Source organism: Vibrio kasasachensis, assembly GCF_050337565.1.
In the GTDB taxonomy this organism is placed as follows: domain Bacteria; phylum Pseudomonadota; class Gammaproteobacteria; order Enterobacterales; family Vibrionaceae; genus Vibrio; species Vibrio kasasachensis.
Genome location: NZ_JAKJTB010000009.1, coordinates 149,631 through 161,997, shown reverse-complemented (window position 1 = coordinate 161,997; position 12,367 = coordinate 149,631). Strand labels below are relative to the sequence as shown.

Genomic DNA, 12,367 nt, shown 5'->3' with positions numbered 1-12,367 from the left:
AGGAGACAGCGATGATCGCTGAAGGATGCACTACACGTTCCTATCGAAACGACCAACAAAAATGGGTATTCTCAACATTATTGCGCAGAATGTAACCCAACCATGTTGCCCTCTGTATCGGTGACCAATGAGATATAACCATATTCGCCAATCGCCATTTTAACTTGTTGCACCCTACCACCAGCCATTTCAGCGCGCTTAGCTTCCACGCTACAATCCTGACACGAGAAATAAACGAGGGTACTATTACCCCCCGCCTCGGCCCCTTCCATTTTGACCAAAGCCCCAGTGGCGCCATAACTTTGCATATCAGAACCAAATGACCACATAATTAGATTTTCGCCTGTCGGATCATTCATCGGCTCAAGGGTAACTTGGAACACTTTTTGATAAAACTCTATCGCTCTATCGATATCATTTACGTAGATTTCAAACCAACCAATCGGGTTATGCATGAATCAACTCCTTTCCGAATGAGTGCTCTTTAAACATAGTGGCAACGAGTGAACATTGCTATATACCCAGATGCTTAGTTCAGCGAGAGCGGTTAGGTTTACAGGCTAAACATCGAATTGAAAATCTAGTGCTCTAGCAAAGTCTACGAACCTAACAAACTCGCCCTGTATAGGAGTCTCTGGATACGTTCTCGAGACGAATAGATTGATAGTTTTGTTATCCATATTTTTCACTGTTAAACCAAAAAACATCAGCACTTGTTTTTAAAATCAGATAATATTTAGAAGCTTAGTCATACCCATTGACGTAACAATTCAAAAATAGAGTGAACGAGAAAGATTATGTGGCTAGTGATTGTTACTTTGTGTTTAGTTCACCTCTATTCGATTAGCCGAGGACCCCGTTGGCTATTCTATCTATCAAAACCTTTGCCCGCCGCATTACTTGCTGTCATGGTTTGGCTCAATCCATCCACTCAATTTACAGGTTATAGCTTCTACATTTGCTTAGGATTATCTATCTCTGTGATAGGTGACATTTTTTTGATGCTGCCAAAAGACAGATTTAGAGATGGGCTACTTAGCTTCTTAATCGCACAATTTGTTTTTGGCTACGCTTTTCTACTCAAAGTTGAGAGTTACCAACCATCATGGTTACCCATAGTATTCGGCTGTATTGGCCTGATTGTCTATCTGTTGTTATTGCCAAGCATTGGCAAAGACAAATGGCATGTAGGTCTTTATTTTGTCAGCATACTATTTATGGCAAGCAACGCGACGATTGCATGGCTCAACACCATTACTCCTCTTTCCGCTATGGCAATGATCGGAGCCTGTATCTTTATTATGTCTGATCTCGTGCTAGCAATTGACCGCTTTCGCGCCAGCTCTGCATTCTCGCGCCATGTCGTGATGTTTACCTACTACACAGCGCAAGCATTGTTCGCGCTTTCTGCTATTTGGGCACCCTAACCAACTACGCCAACAATGTTGTTAGCGCATCGATTGATTGTTCAATCTTATTCTCTAGTTCAGCTTTTGAAATAATATAAGCCTGTACAGGATCTATTGACGCTTCGATTTGCTGACACTCATCGTAAAGAGCCATAAGCCCCAAACTGCCAGCCGATCCTTTGAGTTTGTGGACTAATTGTTTAACCTCGTTCGAATCACCTATATCACCTGCCGCTCTGAGCTGTGAAAGCATTTCTTCACAACCATGCACAAATAAGTCGCAGATATGCTGCATCTTCTCTTTTCCAAGCACCCGCAAATCATCGTCTATCACTTTGTTGTTAATGATCATGTCTGTTCTAACCATTGGTAATATTTGTTCTTTTTGGTCGAGCAATAGCGTTTTGCCTTCCAGACGATTTCGGAGCAACGCACACAATGCATCCTTATCAAGTGGTTTTGCTAAATAACCATCAAAACCAGCGTTTAGATAGCTTTCTACCTCTTCACTATACACATGAGCAGACACGGCGATAAACGGCGTTTTATCATTTTCAGTGAGGTCTAACGAGCCTTGGATAACGCGCAGTTCGTTTAATAGATCACGGCCATCGCAATCGGGAAGATTTATGTCCAACAGCGCAATATCAAAACGTTGTTGTGTGAATATTTGTTTTGCTTTTGCCCCTGTTTCGGCAATGACGACTTGATGACCAAGACTGGTTAAAAAACCTTCTGCGACAACACAGTTTACCGGGTTGTCTTCTACCAACAATACCTTAGCCTGTACTGAGTTGCTTATTGCCAATTTTTTCTCAATGACTTCTTCACCCTCTTCAAGAGGTAGCGTAAACCAAAAACGGCTACCATGTCCCACCTCAGACTCTACCCCTAACGCACCGCCCATGGCTTCGACGATACGTTTACTAATAGCCAAACCAAGTCCGGTTCCACCTTTACTACTTAAACCACCTTCAGCTTGAGTAAACGCATCAAACAATGTTTCCATCTCTTGGTTTGAAATACCAATTCCGGAATCTGACACTTCAAAAGTAACATGATGCTCGTCTTCAAGTGAGACATAGATATCCACATAACCAGATTCAGTAAATTTAATCGCATTACCGACTAAATTTGTGACCACTTGATTGATACGAGTAGCATCACCTAACCAGAACGGTTTGATATCACTTTCAATTAAACAGCTCAACTCTAGGTGCTTCTCTTTAGCTCGACCTTGCATAAGTTGATTTACGTCATCAACCATATAGTGCAGATTAAAATTGACTGGCCGAATTTCTAAATGACCAGCTTCAATTTTCGAGTAATCCAGTACATCGTTTAGAATCGCCAAAAGGGTTTTGCCACTACGGTTAATAATATCAACGTAGTAAGACTGCTGGGCGCTCAAGCCCGCATCTTTCAACAAGCGTGCTGTACCAAGTACGCCATTCATTGGCGTGCGGATTTCATGACTCATCGTTGCCAAAAACGCCGATTTTGCACGACTAGCTTGCTCGGCTTCTTGACGAGCTTTGGCGTGATTAAGCACCTCATTGTTCAAACGTTTGTTTGTATCTTGTAATTGCACCGTGCGTTCCGTGACTAACTCTTCCAAGCTTTCTTTGTGAACTTGTAACTGACGCTTTGCTTCTATCTCGCTTTCAGCAACTACCTTCAAAGCGTGAGCGGTATTTCGCGCGGTAATAATAGATCTGCCCATGTGTGCCAATTCATCGTTACCTTTAACAGTGATATCCACTTTTAGCTGACCCTGAGCGATGGATAACAGTGCCGATGAGTATTCCGCCAAACGTTTTAAAACCGACACATAAACAACCTTCCATACAATTAGCGCTACAATAATTAAGCCTAAAACGGTGATAATAGTCAGTGTGAGTTGGGCATAGTTAAGCGTGGTTTTGAGCTTCTCTACCGCCTTGGTAGTCGCACGGTTTGACTCATCCACCAGCTTATTAATCGTAGCGTTCAATGCGGTAAATTGATCCAACGTATCCTGCATCAATTTCTGTGATTCTTCTTCATTCTGGTGGCGCTGTAGCACCACGGCGAAGACTACTTCGCGCTTTTCTAATTTTGTCAGTAAATTAGACATTTGCACTGAACGCGTTGGGTCTTCTACCGCTTGAACACGGCGCTTCATAATAGCGAGGTTATGGTCAAACTGCTTGCGAATAACATTAAGTCGAGCGGAATCGCTAATCGTACGTATTTCTTCAATTTGATTGAGAAGCTGAAATGCAAGCAGGTGCAGTTCATGCAAGCGTTCAGATAGATCTAAATCAACTTCAACCAATGCATCAAGGGCTTGGTAGGCTTTCTCGGTTTTCTTTTTAGCTAACAGATCGTAGATGTGAGTAACATTTGCAACAGCAATGGTGCTAGTGTTGGAAACTTGGGTGCGTGTAAGTTGCTCTAGTTCATGGGCAAGATCACGCATCTCTTCTGTACGATTTGCAATGTCGTTATCCAAGAAGAGTTTCTTCTCTACGACAATACCCAATTGACCTAATGTATCGATGATTTCTTGGACATTAGATTCCAAAGTGGTCAGTAGTAGTGAATCAAACGAATCTGAGCCAAGTTGTTTAATGTGTGTTAGCAATGCACTTAATTGATCAAATAGGTCTTTGCCCGATTGCTGTCTTTGTTGCTCTGTTTTAGAGTTTGTGAGTGTTTGGACAGAAGAGATGATTCGCGAACTTAACTCAGCCACCTGTCGCGCTTCAATCATCGAAGGTATCGCCGAGTTCACAACGTTACGCTCAGTTTTTGCAACCGATGAAAAACCGAATACACCAATAAAGGAAGACATTACGACCAAGAGCGCCATTGCAAGAAAAGCAAACAGCAGCTTGCGCCCAATACTGGCTTTAGCAAATAACATTAAAATTGATCACTTCTTAACTCTTACAGAATGCGCTATATTCTGCAGTGTTTATACTTTTTAATCCAACGAAAAGCGTCATGTCATTTCCTCTATTGTTGAATATCCGCATAAAATTTATTCCATACTTTTTGTTTAGTTTGTTATTCGCCAACGCTGTGGTCGCGAAAGAATCACTGCGTATCTGTGCTCTCTATCCGCATCTCAAAGACTCCTATTGGCTTTCAGTCAATTACGGCATGGTTGATGAGACCCGCCAGCAAGGTATCGAGCTTCGTGTTTTGGAAGCGGGTGGTTACCCAAATCACGATAAGCAAAAAGAACAATTGGAGCTTTGTACTAAATGGAATGCTGACGCAATTATACTCGGTACTGTCGCACCAGATATGTTCTATTCAAATTTGCAGCAAGCCTCCGCCTCAATCCCCGTATTTGCCACAGTCAACCAATTAGATGTAAACGCTGCCAATTCTGAAATACTTAAAGGACAAGTCGGCGTTGATTGGTATTGGATGGGTTATTACACAGGTGAATACCTTAAACGTAAGCATCCCAAAGGTTCGGGTATCACCAATATTGCCCTGTTACCAGGACCACGATCTAGCGGTGGCACAAAACCAGTCATTCAAGGGCTTCTTTCTGCGTTAAGAGGCAGTGATATAAATATTGTTGAAACTTATTGGGCAGATAATGATAAAGAACTTCAACGGAACTTAGTGCAAAAGTCGATAGAAGCACATCAGATTGAATACATCGTTGGTAGTGCTGTCGCTATCGAAGCGGCAATAAGTGAGCTTCGTAGCGCTGGTAAGACAGGAGAAATTGGTCTGGTATCAACCTACCTTAGCCATGGCGTTTATCGTGGCTTGTTACGTAAACGAGTTGAATTCGCGCCAACGGACAAAATGGTCCTTCAAGGCCGACTCTCTATTCGACAAGCAATTCATTACCTGAATGGGACGCCTTATGAAAAAATTGAAGCGCCAGTCATTGAAGCTTTGACACCAAACAAACTCAACCCTAGAGTGGTTGCAGAGTCTCTGTCGCCATCAGAGTACCGCCCAACGTTTTACGTTCATAATTAGGATTATTTGATGCAAAAAACAACGCGCACCATGCCCGCTCATAAACACGTAGCACTCGTCGCACATGATAACTGCAAGCCTGAATTGTTGCGCTGGGTTAAAGAGAACAAAGAAAAACTACAAAAACACTTTCTCTATGCAACAGGAACAACTGGCAGCATGCTGAGCAAAGAAACCGGGCTCGCTATCAAATCACTGTTTAGCGGTCCAATGGGTGGCGATCAACAATTGGGAGCCCTCATTTCCGAAGGTAATATCGATATGCTTATCTTCTTCTGGGATCCGCTTAATGCTGTACCGCACGACCCGGATGTAAAAGCATTGCTTCGTATTGCCGGTGTTTGGAATATTCCTGTAGCAACAAACCGTGCAACGGCTAAGTTCCTATTCTCATCTGATCTCATTGAATCAGAGGTCGATATTGAAATTCCAGATTACGAAGCCTATCTTTCAGAAAGAATCTAAGCTGCGCTTAATGAAGAAATACAAAAAAGCCGAAGGTGTTCCTTCGGCTTTTTACTATCCGATCTGTTGAACTGGGTAGTCATCACTAAGCAATTCTTTAACAAAGCTCGAACCACTGCCGTTATAGGCCACCCAAACTTTTTTCTTGGCTCGTGTCAACGCAACATAAAACAATCGCCTTTCTTCCGCGTAAGGGTAATCATCATTTGAATGAGTTAATACACCATTCAAATGCAACGTTTTCACCCTTGTTGGAAATTGCCCTTCATCAACATTGAGGATTATCACGTAGTCTGCCTCACGACCTTTACTTGCATGGCAGGTGATAAATTCAATATTCAGTTGTTTAAACTGCTTTTTCCAATCTTCAAGTAACTCTGGTTTATGGTAATGGTTGCGACCGAGTAACAACACCTTTGCCACTGATTTACTCTTACGATCCAGTTGATCAAGTGTTTTTTCAACATTGCCCATTGGGATCAAGGCTACAGCCTTGGCTTTATGCTCTTTGTGGCTCTTAAGCTCTTTTTCCAATTGATTCGGATTTTTTTGAACAAACTGATTTGCCACCGAACCTAACTGGTTATTGAATCGATACGTGGTATCGAGATAGTGCAAAGTAGAATGTGGGAATCGCTGCGAAAAGCCTGTCGTTAAATCAACATCCGAGCCAGCAAACTGATAGATAGACTGCCAATCATCACCTACAGCAAACAACACACAATCTTCATTACGATTATTGGTGCAAAGCGCTTCGATAAGCGCGAGCCTCTGTGGGGATATATCCTGATATTCATCGATCATGATGAATTTCCACGGTGCTGTAAACTTACCTTTAAGTACGTATTGGTGAGCACGGCTTATCATGGTGTTAAAATCAATTTCGCCCTGTTCTTTAAGCATTTCTTGCCAAGCTTGATAACACGGCCAAACCAATGAGAGCTCGCTATTAAGGCGACTATACTCTTTATGCTCGACCATTTGCTCTTGCAATTCTTTTTTGCTTGCCCCTATCGCGGCAAGTTGCATCACCTGTGTTTCTAACCAAGAGATTAACTTTGGATTTTCCACATGACTGCCTAGCTCATCATCACCCGCAATATAGGCAATCGGCCATTTTGCTAAATGTTTTTGCCAACGCTTAAAACTGGTTGGTGTCATCCAATGGCGCTTCAACCAATCCATGCACCATGCTTGGCGAAGATTATCATCCAACGCCACGGGTGACAGTTTGACTTGATCGCCTTCCACTTGGCGTAAAATGTACAGACCTAATTGGTGAAAAGTATTAACCCGAATTTCTTCAGTAGACGAACCTATCTTGGCGAGCAGTCTTTGCTTCATTTCGTCGGCAGCATCTCGCCCAAACGCCAGCATTAAGACTTGATCAGCTTGAGCCATATGGCTCTGTAACAAATATGCCACCCTTGCGGTTAATACACTTGTTTTTCCCGAACCTGCGCCTGCCAATACAAGATTATTATTATCGTTTAATAGTACCGCCTGTTTTTGACTAAGATTTAATGGTGACGATTCAATTTGAGAAAACAACACTTCCCAATTATCAAGCTCATTGATAATCCAGTCTTTATTACGCTGTTGTAAGGTTTCTTGTGCACCCTCAATCCAAGGCACCACTTTTTGCATTCGCTTAGGTAACCTTTGTGTCGCTTCTTCTAACGTCATCGACATATCGGTGAAATCTTTAATCGCACTTTTCAGCCAGGTTTCAAGTTCAGAGTGTGGAACAAAATGCTGCGCACGCTCAAAAGAAGCAACGCGGTCCTCCCACCGAGGTAAATGTTCAAGTAGCTGAGTGCATTGCTGATGGTGCCAATGTTGATAATGATTGATGGCATAGCGTGCAAACTGGCGACATTTTTCCCAAGGTAATCCCTGTACTAGCCAGGATTGCTGCTTTCCATCTTCAGGGTGCGCAAAAAATTGTAATGCCCCCCAAAAGATTCCACGTTTGAGTTCAACACGCCCATTCCAAATATTGAAAGGAATTCTCTCTTCGCGATTGTCTGAACATAATACGAGATAGTCACTATCAAGAGAGACATTGTGGTATTCGTTTTGAATAAAAAACTTTGCAGTCTTATTCGCTATTAGCTGCATTTATTATGCCTATAGATTCCTTTACCCTAATCATACCGTATCAGCGTTTTGATTTAAAAAATGTTTTGAAATTTCACGGTTAATCATACAACGGTACAAAAACCGAGCGATCAGTAATATATATTTATCTGTATCAGAGGTTTAGAGACGAATGTTTGTTATTATGTAAATTCCTATAAAGTGGATGTTGAATACCTTGTGCATTTTTTAAGTCAATTGCGCCTGTACTGGGCAAATAAAACCTTTAACTACAGCCTATTAATACTCACAACCCTACTGGGCGTGGTTGTACCAACATGGCACTTCCAACTCAACTCCCTAATTATGCCTTTGATACTTGGGGTCATGGCAGCGGCATTGGCTGAAAGTGATGACAGCTTTACTGGCAGGATAAAGTCAGTAACGCTGACTTTGATATGTTTTGCGATTGCATCACTTTCTATTGAAGTTCTTTTCGTACAACCTCCACTGTTTGCTGTCGGACTCTTTTTCTCTACATTTTGTTTCATTATGCTGGGATCAATCGGACCACGCTACGCAAGTATCGCTTTTGGCTCGTTACTGATCGCTATCTATACCATGCTCGGCGCGCACGAAAGTACCAACATTTGGTTTCAACCGCTGTTACTGCTAACGGGGGCGATGTGGTATTTTTTCATGTCAATGATTTGGCATATGTTTTGGCCAATGCAGCCCGTACAACAAAGCTTGTCGAATGTATTTATATCATTGGCTGACTATCTCGATGCGAAAAGTGAGTTATTTCACCCGATCTGCTATTTAAATCCACAGCCCTATCGCATTCGTGAGGCAAACCTTAATGCTGCTACGGTCTCAGCGTTAAATCAGTGTAAGTCCACGTTGCTGAGCCGTTCGAAACGCGGGCATATCGACGGCGCAAGCGATCGATTCCTAAGTATTTACTTTCTCGCTCAAGACATCCATGAGCGCGTCAGTTCAAGCCATTATCGCTACCAAGAACTAGCCTCAAATTTTGGGCGTTCTGATGTACTGTTTCGCTTTAAACATCTCATTGAAATACAGAGTAAAGCTTGTAGAGAAATTGCAACCGCGATAAGACTGGGTAACACCTTTCAATACGACGACTCGATCATGGCTCTGGATGAATTGCAGTCTGCGATTACCTACCTACAACAACAAAACAATCCACAATGGCGACTATTGCTAGCACAGCTGAACTACCTATTTAATAACTTAGCCACTGTCGATAAACAATTAAGTAATATTAATAATCCTGATGTCAATCGCCTTGAGGAAGGTGTGCTTGACGATACCGATGCCCACACCCCAAAAGTAATGTGGCAGCGTATCAAAGCAAATCTAAATCGTGATTCTATGCTATTTCGCCATGCTGTCCGCATGTCGGTCGCACTAACGATCGGTTATGGCATTATTCAGTTGTTCGATATCGAACGCGGGTATTGGATATTACTGACTACCCTTTTCGTTTGCCAACCAAACTATAGTGCTACTAAACTAAAACTAGTAGCTCGTGTTGTCGGTACGATCGCTGGTCTCCTAATCGGAGCGCCGTTACTTGCTATGCTCCCTTCACAAGAAAGCCAACTGTTATTTATTGTCGTGTCTGGTGTCGCGTTTTTTGCCTTTAGGCTTAACAATTACGGTTACGCCACCGGTTTTATTACTTTGCTTGTGCTGTTTTGCTTTAACCAGCTCGGCGAAGGCTTTGATGTAGTATTGCCACGCTTAGCTGATACCTTGGTTGGATGTGCTCTTGCAGTTGCGGCTGTCACATTTATCTTCCCTGACTGGCAATCCAAACGACTGCATAAAGTAATGGCTGAGGCTGTCAAAGCAAACAAAGACTATCTTGCTCAAATTATTGGGCAGTACCGAATTGGGAAGAATGATAGCCTAGCCTATCGAATCGCTCGTCGAAATGCGCATAACCAAGATGCCAATCTATCGTCTGCCATCAGTGCAATGCTGGTCGAACCTGGAAAGTATCACTCTGCTGTTGATGAGAGCTTTCGCTTGTTAACGCTTAATCATGCACTACTCAGCTACATTTCTGCTATGGGTGCCCACCGGCAACGAATCGAAAATGAAACCACGCATCAATTAGTGCTTAAGTCACATCGTGTCATCCACCGACATTTAGATGTACTTTATACTCAATTACACGACCGCTCGCCTGAGTCTGACACTTCAGATATTGATGAACCGGCATTGGAAGCACGCCTTGCCGAATGGCGAGAAGAAGATGACTCCTCTGCCCGTTTAGTTCTGCAGCAGCTCTATCTTGTCTACCGCATGCTGCCAGAACTTCATTCATTAGCCAGTAAGTGTGCCGTTCGCGTTACACCAACTAAGTCAAAAAAAACCACTAACAAGTAATTTATGTAGCACGAGAGGTCGGTTTCACCGACTTCTCGCTTTACGCTGACACAATTCGGACATTTATTTCTCATAATTTTTTACCCTGAATCAACTGACGATGGGAGCTGTTATGAAGCACAACATAGAATCACACTACAGACACAATCTGGCGGCGATTCCCCCTATAACTCGCCTAGATCTACTGAAGTCCCAATTGAATCAATTGAGCCAACACCAGCTTTCTGAGCTAAGAGGTGCAATTGATGCCAAGTTAGACACTAAACCAGACGTGATAATTAGTGATGAAGAGAGCGAATTTCTTCAGAGTATCTTTTAGTTTTCACCTTTGCTGGTGATTCGTCTATTACTACTTTCAAGCTTGACTATACTATTGATAACTCTAGTTTGTTCTGGATTAAAGTATGGACAATACGCATGATTTCCCTCTTGATATAGCGCCTTTAGATGTTGTCATCGTTGGCGGGGGCATTAACGGCGCTGGTATTGCTAGCGAGGCGGCAAACCGCGGGTTAAGCGTTGGTCTTTATGAAGCAAAAGACTTTGCTATGGCGACGTCTTCAGCCAGTTCAAAATTAATCCATGGTGGCTTACGATACTTAGAGCAAGCAGAGTTTCGCTTGGTTAAAGAAGCGCTAGCTGAACGGGAGATTTTACTCCATAAAGCCGCTCATATTGTTAAACCCATGCGATTTCGCTTACCCGAACAGCCAGCACTTCGTCCTTCTTGGCTAATCTGTATCGGTCTATTTCTTTACGACCATTTATCTCGACGCAGTGTTCTTCCTTCAAGCAAGTCAATTACCATTACCGAAGATATCGGGCTCAACCTCAATATTTCCAGTGCCTATGAATATTCTGACTGCTGGGTAGATGATGCACGCCTTGTTATTGCCAATGTTAAAAATGCTTTTCAGGTTGGTGCGGAGGTGCGTAATTATTGCGAGGTTTTACAGATAAAACGAGAGCATTCACTATGGAAAATTGAGCTATTTGATCAACGCTTACAGAAAAAAATGGTTCGTTATAGCCGAGCTATAGTAAATGCTACAGGACCTTGGGCTGCAAGTTTTGTTAACCAACGAACAGAAGAGCAGAGCCAATATCCCATGGCGTTAATAAAAGGCTCGCATATCATTGTTCCTCAATTGTGCAATGGCGATGAAGCATACATTTTGCAAAATGGCGACAAGCGTGTGGTGTTCGTCATACCTTATCTTAATAATTACTCAATGATTGGTACGACTGATATCCCTTTTGATGGTGACCCCTATCAAGTTCATGCTTCAGAGCAAGAAATCGACTACCTTCTGGAGGTTTGCAATCAGCACTTTCGCACACAACTGACACCTAGCCATATTGTTGATAGTTTTAGCGGAGTGAGACCCTTATTTGGAGATCCCGATATTCCCGCACAAAAACAAAGCCGTGACTATGAATTAGTTCTACAGACAGAGAGCCAACAGGTTCCTCTCGTGACAGTCTATGGCGGTAAGCTAACCACTTATCGAAAACTTGCCGAAAAAGCTATCGACAAACTAGCCCCTTTTTTCCCAGATCTGCAACCAAGCCAAAGTAAAGATAGTGTCTTTAGTGAAGCATGCGGGTTCCACCATGCGACATTGGTAAACCAAGTTCGCAGCGAACACCCGTATCTGTCACTACAATCGGTTCATCGAATGGTCAATCTTTATGGCGTTGAGATCTGGCGAATACTCGCAAATATGTCAGAGCAGGTTGAACCTATAATTGGTGAATTGTATTTGAGTGAACTCGATTACCTTAAAAACAATGAGTGGGCAATGACTGGTGACGACATATTACGACGTAGAACTAAGTTGTGCTATCAACTCACCGAGCAAGAGCGCCAAGCTATTTTTAGCTGGCTAAGTTAGGACTGTGATCTCAGTTTTAATATCTCAGTTCAGTTTACGATTTAACTTGCTGAATTTCGAAGTATAGTAGTTTTAATATCAAACAATACTTTTATAACTATGCCA

At 42.6% G+C, this 12,367-nt stretch carries 9 protein-coding genes; 6 read left to right on the top strand and 3 right to left on the bottom strand.

Annotated features, from left to right (window positions below):
* Positions 1-77: 77 nt before the first annotated feature.
* Complete coding sequence (locus tag L4C38_RS03585; protein WP_428796163.1) at positions 78-455, bottom strand: VOC family protein; 378 nt, start codon at positions 453-455, stop codon at positions 78-80.
* A gap of 342 nt (positions 456-797) precedes the next feature.
* Between L4C38_RS03585 and L4C38_RS03580 the strand changes: the two genes are divergently transcribed.
* Complete coding sequence (locus L4C38_RS03580; RefSeq protein WP_428796162.1) at positions 798-1,427, top strand: lysoplasmalogenase; 630 nt, start codon at positions 798-800, stop codon at positions 1,425-1,427.
* Positions 1,428-1,431: 4 nt separating this feature from the next.
* Here L4C38_RS03580 and torS read toward each other — a convergent pair whose 3' ends face one another.
* Complete coding sequence (gene torS, locus L4C38_RS03575; RefSeq protein WP_428796161.1) at positions 1,432-4,317, bottom strand: TMAO reductase system sensor histidine kinase/response regulator TorS; 2,886 nt, start codon at positions 4,315-4,317, stop codon at positions 1,432-1,434.
* 80 nt (positions 4,318-4,397) lie between these two features.
* On the opposite strand from torS, the gene torT reads away from it, so the two are divergent.
* Both torT and L4C38_RS03565 read left to right on the top strand, forming a co-directional pair.
* Positions 4,398-5,402: a TMAO reductase system periplasmic protein TorT gene (torT, locus tag L4C38_RS03570; protein WP_428796160.1), complete on the top strand. Its 1,005-nt coding sequence runs from the start codon at positions 4,398-4,400 to the stop codon at positions 5,400-5,402.
* 9 nt (positions 5,403-5,411) lie between these two features.
* Complete coding sequence (locus L4C38_RS03565) at positions 5,412-5,867, top strand: methylglyoxal synthase (RefSeq protein ID WP_428796159.1); 456 nt, start codon at positions 5,412-5,414, stop codon at positions 5,865-5,867.
* Positions 5,868-5,921: 54 nt separating this feature from the next.
* Here the strand turns inward: L4C38_RS03565 and helD are convergent, their stop codons facing one another.
* Positions 5,922-7,988 (bottom strand): DNA helicase IV, encoded by a 2,067-nt coding sequence (helD, locus tag L4C38_RS03560; protein WP_428796158.1) that lies wholly within the window; start codon positions 7,986-7,988, stop codon positions 5,922-5,924.
* Between the two features lie 198 nt (positions 7,989-8,186).
* On the opposite strand from helD, the gene yccS reads away from it, so the two are divergent.
* From yccS to glpD, 3 genes are all read left to right on the top strand, one after another.
* On the top strand, positions 8,187-10,367 hold the full coding sequence (gene yccS / locus L4C38_RS03555) for a YccS family putative transporter (protein ID WP_428796157.1): 2,181 nt from the start codon (positions 8,187-8,189) through the stop codon (positions 10,365-10,367).
* Positions 10,368-10,479: 112 nt separating this feature from the next.
* Entirely contained in the window at positions 10,480-10,686 is a 207-nt protein-coding gene (locus L4C38_RS03550) for a hypothetical protein (RefSeq protein WP_428796156.1), read from the top strand.
* Positions 10,687-10,771: 85 nt separating this feature from the next.
* Positions 10,772-12,262, top strand: coding sequence for a glycerol-3-phosphate dehydrogenase (gene glpD / locus L4C38_RS03545; RefSeq protein WP_428796155.1), 1,491 nt, complete (start codon positions 10,772-10,774; stop codon positions 12,260-12,262).
* Positions 12,263-12,367 lie beyond the last annotated feature (105 nt).